Here is a 21,283-nt window from a genome sequence, read left to right as displayed (position 1 = left end):
CACGGCGCGCTTTTGCGTCCTGGAGGAATCATGATCCGAGAAAAACGGGCGGCGTCGATGCGCCGCCGGCGCCTCGCGGCGTTGTTCGCAGCGGGCGTCTCGCTTGCCAGCCTAGGCTTCGGCGCGGCCGCGCGCGCCGATTTCTACGACGGAATGACGGCCTATCAGAATCACGACTACACCGCCGCCATGCAGGAGCTGGCGCCGCTGGCCGAGCAGGGCGACGCGCGCGCCCAGGCCCTCGTGGGCGCGATGTATCGCGACGGCCAGGCGGTACCGCAGGACTATGTCCTGGCCCATCAGTGGCTCAATCTCGCGGCCGCCGGGGGGCAGCAGGATGCGGCCCGGGCGCGCGACGAGCTGGCCGAACGCATGGAGCCGTCGCAGATCGCGGAAGCGCAGCAACTGGCCCGGGCCTGGCGTCCGAGCGAAGCGGTCGCGTCGAACGAGACCGATGCCGGCGGCGACGCGGTCCCTACGGGCGCGGACGCTCCGCCGGAGGGACCGCTCACGCCCACGCAGATCTCCGACCTGCAATGGCAGCTCGCCATCCACGGCTATGATCCCGGCACCGCTGACGGGGTCGTCGGCTGGCAGACGCAGCAGGCGATCGCCGATTATCAGCGCGATGCGAATCTGCCCGTCGACGGCCAGCCGAGCGCCGCCTTGCTGAGCCATCTGCAATATAACAATCCGCCGGTGCGCAGCGCCCGCATGCTGGCGAGCCTCGGCAACGGCACGGCACCGACTGCGACCCAACAACAGCAGCCCGCGGTGGCCTCCGGTTACGACAACGGGACGACCGACGGCGATCACGGCTCGGTGCCGATCAGCCCCGATCTCCTCTTCATCTACACGACCTCGGTGCAGCAGGCGCTGCAGGCCAAGGGCTATCGCCCCGGCATCGCCGACGGCAAGCTCGGGCCCCGCACCCGCGCCGCCATCCGCCGCTACCAGCAGGATTACGGCCTCCCGGTCACCGGCGAGGTGTCGCTGGCCTTGATCAATCACCTGCGGCTGATTACTGGGTTCCCGGTGGGATATCCGCAGTCGCAGATTTGATTTTTCTCATTCTTCACGCAGTCTCGCGATCTCATCCCTTATCCCCTCCCCCAAAGTTGGGGGAGGGGATTGGAGCGCCACATGCGATTGCCTCGCCTTCAAGGGAGGAGGGGAAGGAAATAAGCCGGCAGGGCGCCCTACTTCGTTCCGCCGAGAAAGAGTTGCCCCGTCGTCGTCTTGAGATAGGGCGCCAGCGGGATGTCCTCCTGGCGCAGGAAGCCCTTGGGCGGCAAGGCACCGTCGCGGACCATTTCGATCACCGACACGACCGAGGCCGAGGTGGTCCAGGAGATCGCGGTGCGCCGCGCGCCGCCTGCTTCGATCGGGTGATAGGCGCGGACGAACTCCTTGCGCCGCAGCCCGCCATTGACCGTGCCCTCGGCCGCCACATGAACATAGACGATGTCGTCATCGACCGGCGGCTTGGCATAAGTGAGGATCTGGCCCGCCAGCTCGCGGCGCTCGCGCATCAGGAGCTCATGGAAGAAGAAGTTCATGAGTTGCACATGGCCGGGATAGCGGATGGTCTTGTAGTCGATATTGTCGACCTTCCCGAGATAGGTGTCGCACATGGTGCCGAGCCCGCCCGAGGTGGTGAAGGCCTCGAGCCTGACGCCGTCGATATAGAGCGTCTCGATCCATTCCATCGGCGAGACCAGCTTCTTCTTGCCCTCCTCGATCACCTCGCAGTCATTGAGATACTCGTTGACCACGCCTTCCGGCGACCAGTTGAAGGCATAGCCCATGAGGCCGGTCGGGTTGCGCGGCAGCGCGCCCACGCGCATCCGGATCGAGCGGCAATGATCGAACTGCCGGGCGAGATCGGCGCCGACGATGCCGACGAATCCCGGGGCCAGCCCGCATTGCGGCGCCATCAGGCCCTTGGCGCTGGCGCTCATCTCGATGATGGCCTTGGTCGTCGGCACATCCTCGGTCAGGTCGAAATAATGCAGGCCCGAGCCATGGGCGATGCGGGCGACCTCGGCATTGAGATGATAGGGCAGGCAGGAGAGCACCGCTTCGGCGGAGCCGAGCGCCTTGCGCAGCTCCGACGGCGATTTCAGATCGGCGGTCTCGGTGAGGAAGGGCAGGGGGTCGCGTGGCGCCCTCGCATCGTAGGCCACGACCTTGAAACCGCTCTCATGCAGCAGGGTCGCCGCGAGGGTTCCGACCTTTCCTAAGCCCAGGACGGCGATCTTGCTGAACAGCATGACGGAACCTCAGATCTCGAACTTGATGCCCTGCGCCAGGGGCAGCGCGCGGGAATAATTCACCGTGTTGGTCTGGCGGCGCATATAGCCCTTCCAGGCGTCGGAACCGGATTCGCGGCCGCCGCCCGTCTCCTTCTCGCCGCCGAAGGCCCCGCCGATCTCGGCCCCCGAGGGACCGATATTCACGTTGGCGATGCCGCAATCCGAGCCGGTCGCCGACAGGAACGCCTCGGTCTCGCGGACGTCGGTCGAGAAGATGCAGGAGGCGAGGCCCTGCGGCACCGCGTTATGGAGGGCCACGGCCTCCGCGAACTCGCGATACTTCATCACATAGAGGATCGGCGCGAAGGTTTCGTGACGCACAATCTCGGTCTGGGACGGCATCTCGACGATCGCGGGCTTTGCGTAATGCGCTTGCGGATATTTGTCGGCGAGGGCGCGGCCGCCGCCATGAACGATGCCGCCGTCCTTCTTCGCCTGCTCCAGCGCCTTGTTCATGCCGGCGAAAGCGGCCGCGTCGATCAGCGGACCGACCAGCACGCCGTCGCTCAAGGGATCGCCGATGGCGAGACGCTCATAGACCGGGATCAGCCGTTTCAGCAGCGTGTCATAGACGCTTTCATGCAGGATCAGGCGGCGCAGGCTGGTGCAGCGCTGGCCGGCGGTGCCGACCGCGGAGAACACGATCGCGCGCAAGGCCAGCTCGAGATCGGCCGAAGGCGCCACGATCATGCCGTTATTGCCGCCCAGCTCGAGGATCGCGCGCCCGAAACGCTCGGCCACCTTCGGTCCCACGGCGCGGCCCATCGCGGTCGACCCGGTCGCCGAGACGATAGGGACGTCACGGCTCTCGACCAGGACCTGGCCGGTCTCGCGCCCGCCGATGACGACCTGCAGCAATCCCGTCGGCGCATCGCCGAATTTCGCCAGCGCGCGCTCGAAGATCCTGGCGGTCGCGAGCGCCGAGAGCGGGGTCTTCTCGGACGGCTTCCAGATCACGGGATCGCCGCAGACGAGCGCCAGCGCCGCGTTCCAGGCCCAGGGCGCCACCGGGAAGTTGAAGGCGGTGATGACGCCGCAGACGCCCATCGGGTGCCAGGTCTCGCGCATGGCGTGGCCGAGCCGCTCCGAAGCGATCGTCAGGCCATAGAGCTGGCGCGAGAGGCCGACCGCGAAGTCGCAGATGTCGATCATCTCCTGCACCTCGCCCAGGCCTTCCTGCAGGATCTTGCCGGCTTCGAGCGTGACGAGGCGGCCGAGATTCTTCTTCTCCGCGCGCAGCTCCTCGCCCAGCAGCCGGACCAGCTCGCCGCGACGCGGTGCCGGCACCTGGCGCCAGCTCTCGAAGGCTTTGACGCCCTTCGCGATCATCGCCTGGATGTCGGCCGTATTGCGAGTCTTGAGCCGCGCGATCTCGGTGCCGTCGACCGGCGTGCGCACGGTGAGCGTGCCGCCCTCGATTTCGGACGCCGTCAGACCGCAGGCGGAAATGATGTCCCTGTGCCCCATGGGCCAAACTCCTGGAAAAGGCGAAATGTGGATTGTTGCTCGGGAGCCCCGAGCGAAGGGGCGATGCTGCCAGATGCCCCGCGAATGCAACAGTAGGTTCTAATGCCGCAGCGCGGGGCAGGGTTCTATGGCTTTTGGGCCGATTTCCGCGGGATCCAGCCGTGTCCCGCGCCATCAGGTCCCTTGCCGCCGCGCGACCCGACCCTGTAAAGGAGCGGGCCATGGCCCCACCCATCCTGATCCTGCGCGACATTCACCTGACCTTCGGCGGCACGCCTTTGCTCGAGGGCGCCGAGCTGACGGTGTCGGCGGGCGAACGGCTCTGCCTGGTGGGGCGCAACGGGTCGGGGAAATCGACCCTGCTCAAGATCGCGGCCGGCATCATCCAGTCCGACAGCGGCGAGCGGTTCCTGCAGCCGGGCACCACGCTGCGCTATCTGCCGCAGGAGCCGGACCTCTCCGGCTTCGCCACCACGCTCGCCTATGTCGAGGCGGGGCTGGCGCCGGGCGACGATGCCTATCGCGCGAGATATCTGCTGGAGCAGCTGGGCCTCACCGGCGAGGAGGATCCCTCGCGGCTTTCCGGCGGCGAAGCGCGGCGCTCGGCGCTGGCGCGGGCCCTGGCGCCGCAGCCCGATATCCTGATGCTGGACGAGCCCACCAACCATCTCGACCTGCCGGCGATCGAGTGGCTCGAGGCCGAGCTCAAATCGGCGCGCTCGGCCATGGTGCTGATCAGCCACGACCGGCGTTTCCTCGAGAACCTCTCCCAGGCGACGGTCTGGCTCAGCGACGGGCGCACGCGGCGGCTCGACCGCAGTTTCACCGGCTTCGAGGCCTGGCGGGACGAGATCCTGGAGCAGGAGGAGGTCGCGCGGCACAAGCTCGACCGCAAGATCGCCTCGGAGATGGACTGGCTGCATAAGGGCGTGACGGCGCGGCGCAAGCGCAATCAGGGCCGCCTGCGGGCGCTCTACGATCTGCGTGCCCGCCGCCGCACCGCGAAGATCCCCGCCGGCATGACCACCATGGAGGCGAGCCTCGGCGAGCAATCGGGCCAGCTCGTGATCGAGGCTCGGAAGATCTCGAAATCCTATGGCGAGACGCCGATCGTCGCCGAATTCTCGACCCGCATCCAGCGCGGCGACCGCATCGGCATCATCGGGCCGAACGGCGCCGGCAAGACCACGCTTCTCAATCTGCTGACGGGGTCCCTCGCGCCCGACAGCGGCAGCGTCAAGCTCGGCGCCAACCTGCAGATGGTGACGCTCGACCAGCGCCGCGACAGCCTCGACCCCACCGTCACCCTGTCGGCGGCCTTGACCGGCGGGCGCGGCGACACGGTCGCGATCGGCAACCGCACGCAGCATGTGGTCGGCTATATGAAGGAGTTCCTGTTCTCGCCCGAGCAGGTCAACACGCCGGTCGGCGTGCTCTCGGGCGGCGAGCGCGGACGTCTCATCCTGGCGCGCGCCCTGGCGCAGCCCTCGAATCTCCTGGTGCTGGACGAGCCCACCAACGATCTCGATCTCGAGACTCTCGATCTGCTCCAGGAGATGCTGGCGGATTATGACGGCACCGTCTTGCTGGTCAGTCATGACCGCGACTTCCTCGACCGCGTCGTGACCTCGGTCATCGTCAGCGAGGGCCGCGGCCGCTGGCGTGAATATGCCGGCGGCTATTCCGACATGGTCATCCAGCGCGGCATCGGCGTCGAAAAGAAGGCGGTGGAGAAGCCGCGCCGGGCGAAGGAGCCCACGGCCTCGCGCGCTGCTGCCACGGCGCCGGCGGCGCGGCGCAGGCTCTCCTTCAAGGACGAGCATGCGCTGAAGGCGCTCCCCGCCCGGATCGAAAAGCTGCAGGCAGAGATCGCCAGGCTGCAGGCGGCGCTGGCCGACCCCGCCCTCTATGCCCGCGACCGCGCCGGCTTCGACAAGGTGGCGGCGGGCCTGCATGAGCGCGAGGCGGCGCTGGCGGCGGCCGAGCATGAATGGCTGGAGCTCGAGCTGAAGCGGGAAGAGATCGAAGGCGCTTGAACCCGCGAGGCTGTATCGAGGGCAAGCCATCTCCGTGCCTTGGCGAAGGGCCGCCGGATCCCTAACATCGGCGATCATCCGCTGATGCCGCCGAGGTCATGACCCGGGATCCCCGCTACGACATCCTGTTCGAGCCTGTCAGGATCGGGCCGGTCACGCTGCGCAACCGGTTCTATCAGGTGCCCCATTGCAACGGGCTGGGCTCGATCCTGCCCCGCGGCCATGCCGCCATGCGCGAGGTCAAGGCCGAAGGCGGCTGGGCCGCCGTCTGCACCGAGATCATGTCCATCCATCCGACCTCGGACTCATGGCCGTTCGCTCAGGTCAAGCTCTGGGACGAGCATGACGTCAAATCGCTCGCGATCCTGACCGAGGCCGTGCATCGCCATGGCGCGCTCGCCGGCGCCGAGCTCGCCCATGGCGGCTTCGCCGTCGCCAACCGCTATACGCGCGAGATCCCGCTGGCGCCCTCGGCCATTCCCAACCGGCGCGATCCCTGGCAGGCCCGCGCGATGGACCGCGCCGATATCCGCGCCTATCGCGGCTGGCACCGGCGTGCGGCCTTGCAGGCGCGCAAGGCCGGGTTCGACATCATCTATGTCTATGCCGCGGACGATCTGGAGCTGCTGCAGTTCTTCCTCTCCCGCCGGCGCAATCATCGCGGCGACGAATATGGCGGCAGCCTCGAAAACCGGGTGCGGCTGCTGCGCGAGGTGATCGAGGACACCAAGGATGCCGTGGGCGACAGCTGTGCCGTCGCGGTCCGCTATACGATCGACGAGTTCTCGGGACCGGACGGGCTGGTAAGCGACGGCGAGGGCCGCGAGATCATCGAGATGCTGGCCGAGCTGCCGGACCTCTGGGACGTGAAGGTCAGTCCCTGGGCCGAGGATTCGTTGAGCTCGCGCTTCGGTCCCGAAGGTTTCCAGGAGCCCTATCATGCGATCGTCAAGAAGCTGACAACCAAGCCCGTCGTCGGCGTCGGCCGCTTCACCTCGCCCGACACGATGGTCTCGCAGATCAAGCGCGGCATTCTCGATATCATCGGCGCGGCACGACCTTCGATCGCCGATCCCTTCCTGCCCCGGAAGATCGAGGAGGGGCGGCCCGAGGACATTCGCGAATGCATCGGCTGCAATGTCTGCGTCTCGGGCTACACCTCGGGCGCCGTCATCCGCTGCACGCAGAATCCCACCATGGGCGAGGAATATCGGCGCGGCTGGCATCCGGAACGGGTCGAACGCAAGCGGTCGGAGGCGGAGATTCTCGTGGTCGGCGCCGGCCCCGCCGGCCTCGAATGCGCCACGGTGCTGGGCAAGCGCGGTTATCGCGTCCGCCTGGCCGAAGCGGGCCGCGAGCTGGGCGGCCGGGTCGCTGCCGAGAGCCGGCTGCCGGGCCTCGCCGCCTGGATCCGCGTGCGCGATCATCGGGTGCAGCAGCTCTCGAAACTGCCGACGGTCGAGATCTTTCGCGAGAGCCGGCTCAGCCCCGAGGAGATCCACGAGATCGGCCCCGATCATGTGGTGATCGCCACCAGCTGCGCCTGGCGCAAGGACGGCGTCGGCCGTCACAATCATCGGCCCATTCCCGGCTGGGACGCGGCCTCGGTCTTCACGCCGGAAGATGTGATGGCGGGCCGGGCTCTCGCCGACCCGGTGATCCTGTTTGACGATGACGATTATTACCTGGGCGGCGTGCTCGCCGAGAAGCTGCGGCGCGACGGCCATCGGGTGATGCTCATCACGCCTTCGTCCCTGGTCTCGGCCTGGACCCAGTTCACGCTGGAACAGGAGAAGATCCAGAAGCGCCTGATCGAGCTCGAGGTCGGCATCGTCGCCAATCACAATCTGGCCCGGGTCGGTGCCGGCCATGTCGAACTCGCCTGCGTCTTCACCGACCGGATCGCGCGGCATGAGGCGGGCTCCGTCGTCATGGTCACCGCGCGGCTGCCGAACGACGGTCTCTATCACGAGCTGATGGCGGCCCCCGACGCGCTCGGCAAGGCCGGCATCAAGTCGGTGACGCGCATCGGCGACTGCCTGGCGCCCGGCATGATCGCGCACGCGGTCTATAGCGGGCATCGTCATGCCCGCGAGCTCGACGCGCCGCCGGCGGCGGATTTGTCCTTCCGGCCCGAGCCGCTCGACCTGTCGCCGCTCTGATCGCACCCGGCGGCTTGACAGGCTCGCGGCGTTGCCGCGACGATCCGCCCGCGACGCAACGAGCGCAGACCTGGGGGAAGCCGATGCCGGGCTATGTCTATGTCCTGGGCAGCCGGCGCCGGCGAGACTGCCGAACCTATGTCGGCTGGACACTCGATCTGGAGCGGCGCCTCGAGCAGCATAACAGCGGCACCGGCGCCAAATCGACCCGCGGGCGCGATTGGGTGCTGCTCTATGCTGAACGCTGCGAGACCCGGCTTGAAGCCATGAGCCGCGAGTGGCATCTGAAGCGCGACCGGAAGTTCCGGTCCCTGCTGGCGGGCGCATTGCGTCCGTGACCCGTCGCCCGCAAGCCATCGGATCGGCGAGCTCATGGGGTAGGGTGAAGCCTCTTGGAATGATCTCCCTTCAGCAGGTGCCCTTGCCTTGGCGATGATCTCGATCCCCAGCCCCTGCGTCGGCATCTGCCGCATGGATGAAGGCACAGGGCTCTGTCTCGGCTGCGCGCGCAGCGGCGAGGAGATCGCGATCTGGCGCGACACCGGCGAGGCCCAGCGTCGCCGGATCTGGGCGGCCCTGCCGGCGCGCTTCGAGCGCCTCGGCCTGACCCTGGCGCGGCTGCCCTGGACGCAAGGGGAGATCCTCCACTTCGCCGTTGGCAAGCTGCGCAACCGCGAAGGCAGTTGGGCGATCGGCTGCTATGGCGCGGTGGCCGAGTTCCGCGCCGAGGCGGGCGAGGATTGCGAGATCGCCGTCGCTGGGGACAAAGTCATCGCGCGCACCGATCGCGGCGCGCTGCGGCTGTGGATCGGCGATGCGGTTCGCGCCTTGGCGCTCTATGAGACGCCGGGCCGGCAGGATCTGCGCGCGATCTTTCTGGTGATTTCGCGGCTGCGGGCAGGACTACCCGTCGCGAATGGGCTTTCGGCGCTCGGCCCCGATCGCTCGGCGATCCGGCCCGAAGATCGCGGACTGGCCCTTTATGACCTGGGCCTGCGCCGGACCATCACGCGCTTCTGCATCCGCACCGACAAGCCGGCGCTGCTGCAGGCATTGACGCCCTCCCTGGGGCAGAGCTGGCCGGGCTATCTCCCGACGCTGGGCGCCGCCATCCTGCGCGAGAATCCGGTGCGCGTTGTCGAATCCGTCCTCGGACGGGCCGAGGTGCGGACGCCGATCCCGCCGCCGGGGGCCGCTTCCATCGCGGGCCCGCACACGCATCTGCTGCCCGACCTGCTGGCCATGGACCGTGAGCTGGGACCCGGCTTCGAGCTGCCGGAGGCTTACGCGCCCGGCGCCATCTTCTATCCGAGCCTGCCCGCCAACGATTGAGGTGGGTTTTCGCGCCCGCCGCTTACATCTGCGTGCAGGCGCCGAAGATGACGAACCCGACCCCGTCGGCGCTGATCGCCAGCGACATCTTGCCGGTCGCCTGGTCGATCGTCGCCGTCCAACCATTGCCGCTCTGCACGCCCTGCATCACGATCCGGCCATCCTCGACCTTCTGGTTCGTGATGACAGCGGTCGTCTTCTCGCCGTCCTCGCGCTCGCCATAGGCTTTCTTGGCGGCGAAATCGATCCGGAAGAAGCGCGGCAGGTTGATGCCCTCGGGCGTGTCGGCGATGCAGTTCTCGCCCGGGGCGCATTCGAACGTATCGGTGTTGGCGCAGAGCGCCGATTTGGCCGGATCGATTCCGGCAGCCGAGGCGACGCTGGAAAGGGTCGTCAGGGCGGCCGCGAACAACGCGATATGTTTCCGTCGCATGCGCTTTCTCCGCTCCCTCAATTGACGGTGTAGCCGCGGCCCTGCAGGCAGGCGGCCAGGGCGCGGTTATAGGCGTCGGCCTGGTTCTGCTGCTGGCTGGCTTGCTGGTTGCGCTGGCGATGCTGGCGAATGCCGCCGAAGAGGGCGCCCGTCGCCGCACCGATCGCAGCACCCTGGCCGGCATCGCCGGCGATCGCGCCGCCCACGGCACCGAGGGCGGCACCGCCCGCCGCACCCCGCACCACACCGCCGCTCGGCTGGCTGGCCGTCGTGCCATAGGGACTGCCGGCCTGCTGCACCGCCCAGCCCTGGCATTCCTGCGTGTCCTTGGCCTGCTGCTCGGCGCTCTGGCCCTTGCTCGGATAGACATACATCTGTTGCGCCGCCGCCGGCGTCGCCAGGGTCGCCATCAGCATGATCAGCATCAGCGATCGAATTCCTGTCCGCATGGGTGCCTCTCCGGATCATGGCGTCAGGGAAAACCCGTCGTCCGAAAGGTTATCACGCGCGCCGCCTCCAAGCTATTGCGCCCCGCCTTGTCATTTCGCGCCAGGGACCGGCCGTTTTCCCTATGCTTGACCGGAAGCGGCCGGATCAATGAGGATCGGCGCCGCCAATCCGGGCGGGGAGCCATGACGTCGCGAAAGACCGATGCCACGATGCTCGAACTGGTGGGCAAGGCCGCAGGCGCCATCGGCACCGACAGCTTCTATCGCCATCTCCTGCATCTGCTGGGCCATGCCATCCCGCACGACATGGGCATGGTGATGCGCTATCCGCGCTATGCGGCGCCGGATTTCCTGCATCGCGAAAAATTCCCGGACCGGCTGGCCGATCTCTATCTCACCGGCTTCTACCGCTTCGATCCCTTCTACCGCCATTGGCGCGAGCATCGGCGTTGCGGCGTGGTGCCCTACCGGTCGGTCGCCTCGGCCGATCTGCGCCGGGGCGACTATCACCGCTTCTTCCAGCGCCAGGCGGATATCGCCGACGAGTTGGGGATGTTCCTGCCCAATGTCGGCCATTCCGCGATCGGCCTTTTCATCGAACGGTCGAAGGGTCGCTTCACCGCGCGCGAGATCGCATGGGCGCAAGCGATCTATCCCGCCGCGGCCGGCCTGCACGACGCCCATATCGCCCGGATCTTCCTCGACCTGCGTTTCAACGCGGGCAAGCCGGGCTCGCATCTTCCGCGCGCGACCCTGCTGCTCGACCGTTCGGGCCACCGCGTCTTCGCCGACAAGGACTGGCAGGAGGCCGAGCGCACGGACCCGGAGATCGCCAAGGCGATCGAGGGACTTTCGAGCGGGGCGCAGGCGCGCCTTTTCCTCGCCGACGGCCGCGTCCTTCATGCCGAGGCGCTGAGCGCCGATTTCCCGCTGGCGCCCGCGGGCCGGATGATCGCGCTCGAGACCCAGGGCCTGACCCCGCAGCCCGTGCCGCGCAGCGGCGACCCGGCGGCGATGCTGGGCGTCGAGCTCACCCGGCGCGAACGCGATATCGTGGCGCTCATCCTGCAGGGATACCCCTCGAGCGAGATCGCGCGAAAGCTCAAGATCGGGCGCGGCACGGTGAAGAACCACCGGCGCCGGCTCTACTACAAGCTCGACATCACCTCGGAGCGCGAGGTGTTCCTGCTCTTCATGCGCGCCCTGATGCCGGAGACGGCGGCGACGGAGATTTCCTCGAAGGACCGCTGACACTCCCTTGCGGGTAGGGCAATCGCATATGCCGCTTGAATCCCCTCCCCCAACTTTTGGGGGAGGGCAGGGAGGGGGATGGCTCGGTCTACGGTCCCGTCGGGGTGCGAAGGGGCCGGCACCGAGCAGCCCCCTCCCCAACCCTCCCCCAAAAGTTTGGGGGAGGGGAATTTCCCATGGTTCCCCGGGGCACCATTGTGGCGGACGGTGGCTCCTCGATAATGGCAAGGGTCGAAGAGGCAGTGCCGACGGCATTGCCCGCTCCTGGGAGAGGACGCCATGCCGAGAGACGAACCCGCGCTCCGTCAGCCGAGGCTCGAGGGCTTCAACCCCGATCCTGAACGCTCCTACACGCTCTCGGCCCCCTATTACCGCGACGCGGACGTCCTGGCGCGCGAACGGGATGCGATCTTCTTCAAGAGCTGGATCTTCATCGGCCACAGCGAGAAGGTTGCCAAGGTCGGCGACTACTTCACGGTCCCGCTGTTCGACCAGAACATCCTGGTCATCCGCGCCAAGGACCAGCGCATCCGCGCCTTCTTCAATGTCTGCTCGCACCGAGCCCATGAGCTGCTCCAGGGCGAGGGCAACGCCAAGGTCATCACCTGCCCCTATCACGCCTGGTCCTATCACGCGGACGGCAGCCTGCGCTCCGCGCGCGGCAGCGAGAAGGTGGCGGGCTTCGACAAGAACGAGTTCTGCCTGAAGGAGGTCCGGATCGAGACCTTCCTCGGATTCCTCTTCATCAATCTGGATTCGACAGCGGCACCTCTTGCGGTCCAGTCGGGCGAACTGGCCGACGAGATCCGCCGCTATGTGCCCGATGTCGAAACGCTGACCTTCTCGCGGCGGCTGACCTACGACGTGAAAGCCAACTGGAAGAACGTGGTCGACAACTATCTCGAATGCTATCACTGCCCGCCGGCCCATCCGGCCTTCGTCGACCTGATCGACATCAAGAAGTACCAGTCGATCACGCATGGCATCTACTCGACCCATATCGCGCCCATGACCGGGGGCGACAACAAGGCCTACAAGTTCGACGCGACGCAGGCCAATGCCAGCAAGCATTTCTCCGGCTGGTATCTCTGGCCCAACATCACGCTCAACACCTTCCCGGGCTGCCGGAATCTGAGCGTGCTGCAGATCATGCCGACTGGCCCTGAGACCTGCCGCGAATATTGGGACTTCTATTTCGCGGCCCCGGAGGCGACCGCCGAGGAGCAGGCCTCGGTCGACTATGTCGACGCGGTGCTCCAGCCCGAGGATATCGGCCTGGTCGAGAGCGTGCAGCGGGGTCTGCGCTCGCGCGGATATCACCAGGGCCGCTACATCGTCGATGCCGACCGCAGCGACATCAGCGAGCATGCGCTGCATCACTTCCACAGCCTGGTGCTGAACGCGCTGGGGGATTGAGGGGCGCTGCTTCGCGCTCCCACCGTAGCCCCCACGGCTCTCAACGTCACCCCCGCGAAAGCGGGGGCCCATGCCGATCCAGCGGTGTCGGTGGAGAGTTGGGTCCCCGCTTTCGCGGGGATGACTGTGGGAGCGGGGACGACCATTTGCGCGAGTTCCCGCGGCCGAGCGCCTCACTGGCGACGGGCGGCGATAGGGGCTAGACTCCCCTCCGACGCGGGCGACAGCCCCGGAACGGAAATGTGGAGGACGCCTTATGGCCTTCGAAGCCATCAAGTCGCAGATCGAGACGCTGCTCGAGCAGATGGAGAATCAGCCCGAGGACAAGCACGAGCTCTATCTGCAACTCCATGAGAAGCTGAACGAATGGCGCAGCACCGGTCAGCCCATCCCGAAGGATCTGCTGGATCTGGAAGCGGAACTCGAAGCCGAATTCTCGGAAGAGATGAAGAGCTGAACGCCTTGGCGCCGCCGCTCCGTCAGGCGCTGTTGCGCCGGGTGCGGTTGGCGATGTTGAGGCTGGTCCGGATCGCGTCGGCGAGCGCATTCGCCCGATAGGGCTTCGCCAGGATCGAGAATCCCTCCGCCGACACTTCCGCCGCGGCGTCGCTATAGCCGGTCGCGAGCAGCACCGGCTGCGCCGGGAAATAGCGGCGGATGCGGCGCGCCAGATCGAGGCCGGTCATGCTGCCGGGCATGACGATGTCCGAGAACACCAGATCGAAGCGCTGGCCGCCGAGCAGGAGGGCCAGGGCCGTTCCCGCATCCTGCACCCAGTGCGAGCGATAGCCGATGAGATCGAGCATGCGCATCGCGGTCTCGGCGACGCCGTCATTGTCCTCCACCAGCAGCACGAGGCCGATGCCGCGGGAGAGGCTCTGGCGGTCTTCGCCGGTCTTGGGCGCGCTCGCCGCATAGCTGCGCGGCAGCAGCAGGGTCACGGTCGTGCCCCGGTCGACCTCGCTCTCGATCGTCGCGAGCCCGCCCGCCTGCTGCGCGAAACCATGCACCTGGCTCAGGCCCAGACCGCTGCCCTTGCCGACGACCTTGGTGGTGAAGAAGGGCTCGAACACATGGGCCAGCACGTCGGGCTCGATGCCGGTTCCGTTGTCGGCCACGCTGAGCGCCACGAAATCGCCGCTGAAGGCGGCTCCCGGATACTCCCCGCCGCGCAGCGTCACGTTGCGCCCGTCGATCCGCACCAGGCCGCCGCTCGGCATCGCGTCGCGCGCATTGACGCAGAGATTGATCAGCGCCAGCTCGAGCTCGCCCAGGTCGCATTCGACCAGCCAGAGATCCTTGGGGAAGGTCACGACGATCCGGATATTGCCGCCGAGCGAGCGCGCGAGAAATTCGGTCATGCCCTCCGACCGGCTGGCAAGATCGATGATCTCGGGACGCAGGGCCTGGCGACGGGTGAAGGTGAGGAGCTGGCGCGTCAGCCGCGTGCCCTGGATTGCCGCATGCTCGATCGCCTCGACCAGGCGGACACCGGGCGGCGGCACATGGTCGCGGACCAGATCGACGCTGCCCAGCACGATGGTCAGGAGATTGTTGAAATCATGGGCGACACCGCCGGCCAGCCGCCCGACGGCCTCGAGCTTCTGCGCGTCCCGCAGGGCGGTTTCGGTCCGCTCCCGCTCCTCGATCTCGTCCTCGAGCTGGCGGGTGCGCTCGGCGACCCGCTCCTCCAGCGTGTCGTTGAGCTGCTGCAGCCGGGCCTCGCTTTCGCGCAGCGCCTTGTTGGCGTCCTGCAGCGCCTGGGCGCGGCGGAAGATCTCCGATTCCATGCGCTCGGTCTTTTCGAGCAGCGCCTGTGCCTGCAATGCCTTCTCGCGCTCGAGCGACTTGCTGCGCATATAGTCGGTTACGTCCTCGACCCGATGGATCAGCAGCGTGACATTGCCGTTGGAATCGAGCACCGGCGAATTGACCGGACTCCAATAGCGCTCCTCGAAGGCGCCGCCTTCCTGGGCCGGGCGGCGCACATCGTACTTCTGGACCGCCATCGCATCGGGCACCTTGTCGTGGAGCGCGCGCAGCAGCGAGGCCCGGAGATTGCTCACGCCCGTGGCGTCGGGGGTATCGGGATTGTCGGGAAAGACGTGGAAGATGTTGCGGCCGAGGATCTCTTCCCGGCGCGTCATGGTCGCCGAGAGATAGGCGTCGGTCACGGCGACGATCGTCAGGTCGGGTTGGAGGATCAGGTACAGGCCGGGCAGGGCCTGGAACAGGGCTTGGTAGTCCACGCCGGATCCCTGCAAACCCGCGCCGGCCATCACGCCCTCCGCAATCCCACCGGGGGCCCGCTCACCGCCGGCATCGAGCCCGTGATTCCAACGCCCTGTGTTTCCTCGGATAAAACTGACACGGCTGCTGTCCGATTTGCAATCTAACCGGGGGGATAATTTTCTGTGGCAGCGAGGTGTGGTCGCAGGGGAGGCTCGTCAGAGATTGGTTGAGCAATCAATTATTCTGAGGCGACCCGGCCATCGAACCGTCGTTTTCGTTGGCGGATTATGGCAAACATGTCCAAACGGTAATGGGATCGGACCAGCGGATGGCGTCGAGGCGAAAGCCGGGGACGCGTCCGCGATAGCGGGCCGGGGCCCGGCGCGTCATTGTGACCAGACTTGCGGCGGCGACCCTCCGATCGAGCCCGCGAGCGTCTTGCGGATTCGATTCTGATGGGGCCGATCTTCGCGCGCAGCCAGCGCTTCCGCTGGCTCTTCAAATCCCGGCTCCCGACTCGCGTCAAGATCGCCTTGCTGCGCGGGCTGGCGCGGCGGGTGCGCGACAGCGCCGCCGCGCCCGTGACCCTCGCGGTTGTCATCGGCATCGCGGTCGGCGCCGCGACCTGTCTGCTGCAGCGGCTTCTCAGCCTCATTCATTTTCTCCTCTTCGACACGCCGCTCACCGGGCATCTGAGCGCCGGCGACGCCGACGGGCCCATCCGGCTCATCGCCGTGACCGTGATGGGCTGCTTTGCCTATGGTCTGGTGGCCGCCGCGGAGCGGCGCTGGCGCGGCCGCGACGTGGTCGATCCGATCGAGGCCAACGCCCTCTATGGCGGCCGCATGTCGCTGCGGGACAGCCTGTCGCTGACGGCGATGACCCTGTTCGCGACCGGCGTCGGCGCGTCCGTCGGCATGGAAGCGGCCTACACGCAGAGCGGCGGCGGTTTCGCGTCCCAGCTCGGCCAGCTGTTTCGGATGCGGCGGGGCGATCTGCGCATCCTGGTCGGCTGCGGTACCGCTGCGGCCATCGCCGCGGCCTTCAACGCGCCGCTCGCGGGTGCCTTCTATGCCTTCGAGCTGGTGATCGGCAGTTATTCGTTGGCTGCCCTGGCGCCGGTGGGCCTCGCCAGCGTCTCGGCGGCCCTGGTGGGAAGGGCGGTCTTCGGCAATTACTCGATCTTCCTCGTGCCGATGCAGCTGCCGCCGACCAATATCGACTTCGTCTATTTCGTCGTCATCGGGTTTGCCGGCGCCGGCGTCGGCATCGCCGCCATGCGTTCCGTCACCGGCATCGAGCGCATCCTGCAAGACTTCAAATTTCCGCGCGGCCTGCGACCCCTCCTGGCGGGGCTGGGGCTGGCGGCGATGGCCCTCATCTATCCGCAGGTGCTCGGCGCCGGCCATGGCGCGATCCAGCTCACCGTGGACGGCATCTTCACCACCGCCACGCTTCTCGGGATCCTGCTGGCCAAGATCGTCGCCTCTGCCATATCCGTCGGCACCGGCATGCGCGGCGGCATGTTCAGCTCCTCGCTGTTCCTGGGCTGCCTCCTGGGGGCGCTGATCGGAAAGGGGGCGGCCCTGCTGTCGCCCAGCGTCGCCAACTACGAGATCACCTTCACCCTCGCCGGCATGGGCGCGGTCGGGGCCGCCATCATCGGCGCGCCGGTGACGATGATCCTGCTCGTGCTCGAAACCACCGGCAGTTACGACATCACCATCGGCGTGATCGTCTCGGTCGTCCTGGCCTCCTTCGCCTCGCGCCAATGGTTCGGTTATTCCTTCTCGACCTGGCGCTTCCATCAGCGGGGATTGCGGCTCTCCGGCGCCTTCGACATCGGCTGGCTGGCCGACATCACGGCGCGCCAATTGATGCGCCGCGACCCGGCCTTCATCTCGGTCAACGAAACCCTCGAGACCGCGCGCCAGAGTTTCCCCGTCGGCGCCGTGAAGCGGCTCTTCGTGCTCGAGGAGACCGGCGCGTTTCGGGGTGTCGTCGACACCGCGGCGCTTCATCTGGCGCCGCCCCCGACGGAGGGCGTGGCCAAACGGGTCGGCGACCTGTTGCCGACGCCCCAGGAGCCGATCCTGCCGGCGACGCCGATCCGCTCGATCCTGAAGCAGTTCGAGCAGCAGGAGCTTGAGACCCTGGCAGTGGTGAGCGACATGACCACGCGCCGGGTGGTGGGCTTCGTCACCGAGGCCTATGTGCTCAAGCGCTACAACCAGGAGCTGGAGCGCCGCCGCAGCGAGGAGCTCGGCGACAGCGAACTGTTTGGGCCGCCGGGCGAAGGCTGACGTTCAGACCGTCATCCCGCCATCGATGATCTGCGTCGTCCCGGTCATGAAGGCCGATTCGTCGGAGGCCAGATAGACGCAGAGCGCTGCGATCTCTTCGGGCGTGCCGAGACGGCCCATCGGCTGGCGGGCGACGAAGTCGCGCCGCGCCGCGGCCGGATCGGCATAGGCCTGCAGCCGGTCCTGCAGCGAGGGCGTCTCGACCGTGCCCGGGCAGAGCGCGTTGCAGCGGATGCCCTTGGTCACATATTCGGCGGCGACGGACTTGGTCAGGCCGATGACCGCGGCCTTGGAGGCGCCATAGGCGGCGCGGTTGGGCACGCCCTTCAGCGACGAGACCACCGAGGCGGTGTTGATGATGACGCCGTGCCCCTGCGCCAGCATGCCGGGCAGGAAAGCCTGGATCGTGCGGTACATGCTGTGGACATTGATGTCGAAGGCCCGCATCCAATCGGCCTTTCTGGTATCGAGAATCGAGCCCGCCGGAACCCAGCCCGCGCAGTTGAAGAGGATGTCGATATCGCCGACCTCCTTCGCGATCGCCGCCACGGCGGCATCGTCGGTGACGTCGAGCCTGCGGGTGTGGATCGCATCCTTGTGATGGAAGCCCGTGAGCTTGTCGGTCGCGATGTCGGTGGCCCAGACCCGGGCGCCTTCCGCGGCGAAGGCTTCCGCGGTCGCGCGGCCGATGCCTTGCGCGGCGGCGGTGATGAAGGCGGTCTTGCCGGCGAGGCGGCCCGGTATGCTGCTCATGAATGATGATCCGCAAGATGGAAGAAAGGCGCCCGGCCGACGCCCGCGTCGTTTGCGGCCGGCATCCTAGTCGTATAAAGTTTGGGTCCGCAATTCCATAATCTTGTCCAGAATACCGGAAATCACGAGGAAGCGCCGATGAGTTATTTCCCCAACCGCCCTTACAACGTGGCCGTGATCGGGGCGGCAAGCGGCATCGGCGAGGCCGCCGCGCGGTTCCTGGCCGCGGAGGGCGCGCGCGTCGCCTGTCTCGACGCCAATGAAGCGGGTGCGGCGACGGTGGCGAAGGCGCTGCCGGCAAAGGGCGGCGAAAGCTTTTCGGCCAGAACCGACGTGACCGATGCCGCCTCGGTCGAGAACGCCATCGCCGGGACCGCGAAAGCCTTCGGCCAGATCCATGCGCTGGTCAATTGCGCCGGCATTACCGGCAAGACCAACATCAAGGCCCATGAGGTCGAGCTCGCCGATTTCGATCGCGTCCATGCGATCAATCTGCGCGGCGCCCTCATCGTCAGCCAGGCGATTCTGCGCCATATGCTGCCTCACAATTACGGACGGTTGCTGCATGTCGCCTCGATCGCCGGCAAGGAGGGCAATGCCGGCATGACGGCCTATTCGGCGACCAAGGCCGGCCTCATCGGCATGGTGAAATCGATGGGCAAGGATTATGCCGAGACCGGCGTCACCGTGAACGCGCTGGCGCCGGCCGTGATCCGCACGCCGCTGGTGGCAGCCCTGCCCGATGCCACGGTCAAATACATGACCGACAAGATCCCGATGCGCCGCTGCGGCGAGCTCGAAGAGTGTGCGGCGATGATCGCCTTCATCCTGTCGCCCGCCTGCAGTTTCACCACCGGCTTCACCTTCGATCTGACCGGCGGCCGCGCCACCTATTGAACGCCCGCTTCCGGGCGGGAGTCCGCTTTTCGACGCCTTCAGGGGAAATGCGCCATGGCGAAGATCGCCAAGCTCGAGGTGATCCCGGTCCGGGCCCCCGGCCAGGCCGTCGACGATCTCGACGGCACCGTCGATACGGTGATCGTGCGGGTGACCGACGAGAACGGCGTCTTCGGCATCGGCGAGACCGACGCCCCGCCCGAGGTGGTGAAGGCCTTCCTGGAGATGCCATCGGCCCATAATTGGAGCCGCAACCCGATCGATCTCCTGATCGGCGAGGACCCGCTCGGGATCCAGGGCCTCTGGCAGAAGATGTATGAAGGCACCTTCTGGCCCGGACGCCGCGGCCTCGGCATCCACGCGATCTCCGCCATCGACATCGCGCTCTATGACCTGGTCGGCAAGCAGCTGGGCGTGCCGGCCTACAAGCTGATGGGTGGCGCGCGGCGCGAGAAGCTGACGCCCTACTGCACGATCTATCCGGGCCTCGCCCATGGTCGCTCGATCCGCGATCTGATGGCCGAGATCCAGCGCCAGTTCCGTACCGCGCTCGATATCGGCTTCCGCGCCGTGAAGATGGAGGTGCTGTTCTACGACCTGGTGAGCGACCGTGAGTTGGTCGATCTCATCCATGAGGGCCGCGCCATGCTGGGGCCCGATATCCTGATGGCGGTCGATTTCGGCTATCGCTGGCAGAACTGGTATGACGCCAAATGGGTGCTCGACCGGCTGGGCGATTGCGACATCTTCTTCGCCGAGGCGACCTTGCAGCATGACGATCTGGCGGGCCATGCCAAGCTCGCGGCCAACAGCCCCATCCGCATCGGCGGCGCGGAGGCCGCGGCCACGCGCTGGGAAATCCTGGAATGGCTGGAACGCGGCAAGGTCGCGGTGGTTCAGCCCAACATCGCGCGCGGCGGCGGCCTGACCGAGATCAAGCGCATCGCCGAGCTGGCCGAGCTTCACGGCGCCCAGGTGGTGCCGCATGGCTGGAAGACCGGCATCACTTCGGCCGTCGGGCGTCATTTCCAGGCGGCCTGTCCCGCCGCCCCCGTCTTCGAATATATATCGCCCCAGGTCTTCGACAGCGTGCTGCGCCGCGAGCTGGTCTCGCCGGAGCCCAAGGTCGTGGACGGCTTTATGGAATTGCCAACTTCCCCCGGGCTCGGTATCGAGCTCAATGAGGATCTGGTCGCGCGCTGGCGCGTCGACCGGCGCTGATTTCGAGCGTTCAGAGCATCCGCCCCACAGAAGGTATCAAACGATGAAGCTGGTTCGGTATGGCGAAACAGGACGCGAGAAGCCCGGTCTCCTGGATGCGGGCGGCAAGCTCCGCGACCTCGGCGCCGCGATCGACGATCTGGGCGGCAATGTCCTGCGTCCCGAGGGGCTGGCGAAGCTGAAGGCCCTCGATCCGGCGAAGCTGCTGCTGGTTTCGGGAAGCCCCCGGCTCGGCGTGCCCGTGACCGGCATCGGCAAGATCGTCGCCATCGGGCTCAATTATTCGGACCATGCGGCGGAATCGAATCTGCCGGTGCCGAAGGAACCGATCATCTTCTTCAAGGCGACCTCGTCGCTCACGGGCCCGAACGATCCGGTCACGATCCCGAAGGGGTCGGAGAAATCCGACTGGGAGGTCGAGCTCGCGGTCGTGATCGGCAAGCCCGCCTCCTATGTGAGCGAGGCCGAGGCGCTGTCGCATGTCGCGGGCTATCTCATCTGCAACGACGTCTCCGAGCGCGCCTATCAGATCGAGCGCGGCGGCACCTGGGACAAGGGCAAGGGCTGCGACAGCTTCTGTCCGCTCGGGCCCTGGCTGGTGACGAGCGACGAGATCAAGGACCCGCAGGCGCTCGACATGTGGCTCGATGTGAACGGCGACAAGGCGCAGCGCGGCAACACCCGCACCATGGTGTTCGGCGTCGCCCATATCGTCAGCTATGTCAGCCAGTTCATGTCGCTGCAGACCGGCGACGTCATCACCACCGGCACCCCGCCCGGCGTCGGCATGGGGATGAAGCCGCCGCGCTATCTCAAGCCCGGCGACGTGATGACGCTCGGCATCGCCGGATTGGGCGAGCAGCGGCAGACATGCGTGGCGTGGAAGCGGTGACGACGTCTGATGTAGCGGCGAGATGATGATTTCTCTCGCCCCCTCCCCTTGTGGGAGCAGGACTGTCCGGGGAACGGACTCAAGGGATTCAAACGACTCATTTTTATTGTTCTAAGTCTCGCAC

At 67.0% G+C, this 21,283-nt stretch carries 18 protein-coding genes; 12 read left to right on the top strand and 6 right to left on the bottom strand.

Annotated features, from left to right (window positions below; all coding sequences use genetic code 11):
* Positions 1 to 30: 30 nt before the first annotated feature.
* Entirely contained in the window at positions 31 to 1,062 is a 1,032-nt protein-coding gene (locus FRZ44_RS23645; protein WP_151179491.1) for a peptidoglycan-binding protein, read from the top strand.
* 137 nt (positions 1,063 to 1,199) lie between these two features.
* Here FRZ44_RS23645 and FRZ44_RS23640 read toward each other — a convergent pair whose 3' ends face one another.
* Positions 1,200 to 2,273: a saccharopine dehydrogenase family protein gene (locus FRZ44_RS23640; RefSeq protein WP_151179490.1), complete on the bottom strand. Its 1,074-nt coding sequence runs from the start codon at positions 2,271 to 2,273 to the stop codon at positions 1,200 to 1,202.
* A gap of 9 nt (positions 2,274 to 2,282) precedes the next feature.
* On the bottom strand, positions 2,283 to 3,782 hold the full coding sequence (amaB, locus tag FRZ44_RS23635; RefSeq protein ID WP_151179489.1) for an L-piperidine-6-carboxylate dehydrogenase: 1,500 nt from the start codon (positions 3,780 to 3,782) through the stop codon (positions 2,283 to 2,285).
* A gap of 221 nt (positions 3,783 to 4,003) precedes the next feature.
* Between amaB and FRZ44_RS23630 the strand changes: the two genes are divergently transcribed.
* The 4 genes from FRZ44_RS23630 to FRZ44_RS23615 all read left to right on the top strand — a co-directional run bounded on the left by FRZ44_RS23630 (position 4,004) and on the right by FRZ44_RS23615 (position 9,312).
* Entirely contained in the window at positions 4,004 to 5,818 is a 1,815-nt protein-coding gene (locus tag FRZ44_RS23630) for an ABC-F family ATP-binding cassette domain-containing protein (protein ID WP_151179488.1), read from the top strand.
* Between the two features lie 98 nt (positions 5,819 to 5,916).
* On the top strand, positions 5,917 to 7,980 hold the full coding sequence (locus tag FRZ44_RS23625; protein ID WP_151179487.1) for an oxidoreductase: 2,064 nt from the start codon (positions 5,917 to 5,919) through the stop codon (positions 7,978 to 7,980).
* A gap of 83 nt (positions 7,981 to 8,063) precedes the next feature.
* The gene (locus FRZ44_RS23620) at positions 8,064 to 8,318 is read left to right on the top strand and encodes a GIY-YIG nuclease family protein (RefSeq protein ID WP_151179486.1); all 255 of its coding nucleotides are present in this window, start codon (positions 8,064 to 8,066) and stop codon (positions 8,316 to 8,318) included.
* Positions 8,319 to 8,412: 94 nt separating this feature from the next.
* Positions 8,413 to 9,312: a DUF1289 domain-containing protein gene (locus tag FRZ44_RS23615; RefSeq protein WP_151180440.1), complete on the top strand. Its 900-nt coding sequence runs from the start codon at positions 8,413 to 8,415 to the stop codon at positions 9,310 to 9,312.
* 22 nt (positions 9,313 to 9,334) lie between these two features.
* Here the strand turns inward: FRZ44_RS23615 and FRZ44_RS23610 are convergent, their stop codons facing one another.
* Positions 9,335 to 9,745 (bottom strand): hypothetical protein, encoded by a 411-nt coding sequence (locus tag FRZ44_RS23610; protein WP_151179485.1) that lies wholly within the window; start codon positions 9,743 to 9,745, stop codon positions 9,335 to 9,337.
* Between the two features lie 17 nt (positions 9,746 to 9,762).
* Positions 9,763 to 10,194: a glycine zipper family protein gene (locus tag FRZ44_RS23605; RefSeq protein ID WP_151179484.1), complete on the bottom strand. Its 432-nt coding sequence runs from the start codon at positions 10,192 to 10,194 to the stop codon at positions 9,763 to 9,765.
* 183 nt (positions 10,195 to 10,377) lie between these two features.
* Here FRZ44_RS23605 and FRZ44_RS23600 point away from each other — a divergent pair, with 183 nt between their 5' ends.
* The 3 genes from FRZ44_RS23600 to FRZ44_RS23585 all read left to right on the top strand — a co-directional run bounded on the left by FRZ44_RS23600 (position 10,378) and on the right by FRZ44_RS23585 (position 13,318).
* Positions 10,378 to 11,445 carry a helix-turn-helix transcriptional regulator gene (locus FRZ44_RS23600; RefSeq protein ID WP_225308420.1) on the top strand — a complete coding sequence of 356 codons (1,068 nt, stop codon included), beginning with the start codon at positions 10,378 to 10,380 and terminating at the stop codon, positions 11,443 to 11,445.
* A 279-nt stretch (positions 11,446 to 11,724) separates the two neighbouring features.
* A complete protein-coding gene (locus FRZ44_RS23595) occupies positions 11,725 to 12,861 on the top strand; it encodes an aromatic ring-hydroxylating oxygenase subunit alpha (protein WP_151179483.1) in 1,137 nt (378 codons plus the stop codon).
* 256 nt (positions 12,862 to 13,117) lie between these two features.
* Positions 13,118 to 13,318 (top strand): hypothetical protein, encoded by a 201-nt coding sequence (locus tag FRZ44_RS23585; protein ID WP_151179481.1) that lies wholly within the window; start codon positions 13,118 to 13,120, stop codon positions 13,316 to 13,318.
* 22 nt (positions 13,319 to 13,340) lie between these two features.
* Here FRZ44_RS23585 and FRZ44_RS23580 read toward each other — a convergent pair whose 3' ends face one another.
* The gene (locus FRZ44_RS23580) at positions 13,341 to 15,110 is read right to left on the bottom strand and encodes an ATP-binding protein (RefSeq protein WP_191908269.1); all 1,770 of its coding nucleotides are present in this window, start codon (positions 15,108 to 15,110) and stop codon (positions 13,341 to 13,343) included.
* Positions 15,111 to 15,548: 438 nt separating this feature from the next.
* Here FRZ44_RS23580 and FRZ44_RS23575 point away from each other — a divergent pair, with 438 nt between their 5' ends.
* Positions 15,549 to 17,396 carry a chloride channel protein gene (locus FRZ44_RS23575; protein WP_151179479.1) on the top strand — a complete coding sequence of 616 codons (1,848 nt, stop codon included), beginning with the start codon at positions 15,549 to 15,551 and terminating at the stop codon, positions 17,394 to 17,396.
* Positions 17,397 to 17,399: 3 nt separating this feature from the next.
* On the opposite strand, the gene FRZ44_RS23570 is transcribed toward FRZ44_RS23575, so the two are convergent.
* Positions 17,400 to 18,149 carry an SDR family oxidoreductase gene (locus FRZ44_RS23570; protein ID WP_225308419.1) on the bottom strand — a complete coding sequence of 250 codons (750 nt, stop codon included), beginning with the start codon at positions 18,147 to 18,149 and terminating at the stop codon, positions 17,400 to 17,402.
* Between the two features lie 138 nt (positions 18,150 to 18,287).
* Between FRZ44_RS23570 and FRZ44_RS23565 the strand changes: the two genes are divergently transcribed.
* From FRZ44_RS23565 to FRZ44_RS23555, 3 genes are read left to right on the top strand one after another with little or no spacing between them, the layout of a single operon-like run.
* Entirely contained in the window at positions 18,288 to 19,046 is a 759-nt protein-coding gene (locus FRZ44_RS23565) for an SDR family NAD(P)-dependent oxidoreductase (RefSeq protein ID WP_151179478.1), read from the top strand.
* 54 nt (positions 19,047 to 19,100) lie between these two features.
* The gene (locus FRZ44_RS23560) at positions 19,101 to 20,267 is read left to right on the top strand and encodes a mandelate racemase/muconate lactonizing enzyme family protein (protein ID WP_151179477.1); all 1,167 of its coding nucleotides are present in this window, start codon (positions 19,101 to 19,103) and stop codon (positions 20,265 to 20,267) included.
* Positions 20,268 to 20,310: 43 nt separating this feature from the next.
* Positions 20,311 to 21,159 carry a fumarylacetoacetate hydrolase family protein gene (locus FRZ44_RS23555; RefSeq protein ID WP_151179476.1) on the top strand — a complete coding sequence of 283 codons (849 nt, stop codon included), beginning with the start codon at positions 20,311 to 20,313 and terminating at the stop codon, positions 21,157 to 21,159.
* Positions 21,160 to 21,283 lie beyond the last annotated feature (124 nt).

The organism is Hypericibacter terrae, assembly GCF_008728855.1.
In the GTDB taxonomy this organism is placed as follows: domain Bacteria; phylum Pseudomonadota; class Alphaproteobacteria; order Dongiales; family Dongiaceae; genus Hypericibacter; species Hypericibacter terrae.
The sequence above is the reverse complement of the archived record's forward strand: the minus strand, read 5'-3'. Positions and strand labels throughout refer to the sequence as shown.

Coding starts and splice junctions, on each gene's coding strand:
- FRZ44_RS23600 (WP_225308420.1), top strand. CDS start 10,378: ATGACGTCGCGAAAGACCGATGCCACGATGCTCGAACTGGTGGGCAAG.
- FRZ44_RS23575 (WP_151179479.1), top strand. CDS start 15,549: ATGGGGCCGATCTTCGCGCGCAGCCAGCGCTTCCGCTGGCTCTTCAAA.
- FRZ44_RS23605 (WP_151179484.1), bottom strand. CDS start 10,194: ATGCGGACAGGAATTCGATCGCTGATGCTGATCATGCTGATGGCGACC.
- FRZ44_RS23585 (WP_151179481.1), top strand. CDS start 13,118: ATGGCCTTCGAAGCCATCAAGTCGCAGATCGAGACGCTGCTCGAGCAG.
- FRZ44_RS23625 (WP_151179487.1), top strand. CDS start 5,917: ATGACCCGGGATCCCCGCTACGACATCCTGTTCGAGCCTGTCAGGATC.
- FRZ44_RS23610 (WP_151179485.1), bottom strand. CDS start 9,745: ATGCGACGGAAACATATCGCGTTGTTCGCGGCCGCCCTGACGACCCTT.
- FRZ44_RS23615 (WP_151180440.1), top strand. CDS start 8,413: ATGATCTCGATCCCCAGCCCCTGCGTCGGCATCTGCCGCATGGATGAA.
- FRZ44_RS23645 (WP_151179491.1), top strand. CDS start 31: ATGATCCGAGAAAAACGGGCGGCGTCGATGCGCCGCCGGCGCCTCGCG.
- FRZ44_RS23630 (WP_151179488.1), top strand. CDS start 4,004: ATGGCCCCACCCATCCTGATCCTGCGCGACATTCACCTGACCTTCGGC.
- FRZ44_RS23560 (WP_151179477.1), top strand. CDS start 19,101: ATGGCGAAGATCGCCAAGCTCGAGGTGATCCCGGTCCGGGCCCCCGGC.
- FRZ44_RS23595 (WP_151179483.1), top strand. CDS start 11,725: ATGCCGAGAGACGAACCCGCGCTCCGTCAGCCGAGGCTCGAGGGCTTC.
- FRZ44_RS23555 (WP_151179476.1), top strand. CDS start 20,311: ATGAAGCTGGTTCGGTATGGCGAAACAGGACGCGAGAAGCCCGGTCTC.
- FRZ44_RS23565 (WP_151179478.1), top strand. CDS start 18,288: ATGAGTTATTTCCCCAACCGCCCTTACAACGTGGCCGTGATCGGGGCG.
- FRZ44_RS23640 (WP_151179490.1), bottom strand. CDS start 2,273: ATGCTGTTCAGCAAGATCGCCGTCCTGGGCTTAGGAAAGGTCGGAACC.
- amaB (WP_151179489.1), bottom strand. CDS start 3,782: ATGGGGCACAGGGACATCATTTCCGCCTGCGGTCTGACGGCGTCCGAA.
- FRZ44_RS23570 (WP_225308419.1), bottom strand. CDS start 18,149: ATGAGCAGCATACCGGGCCGCCTCGCCGGCAAGACCGCCTTCATCACC.
- FRZ44_RS23620 (WP_151179486.1), top strand. CDS start 8,064: ATGCCGGGCTATGTCTATGTCCTGGGCAGCCGGCGCCGGCGAGACTGC.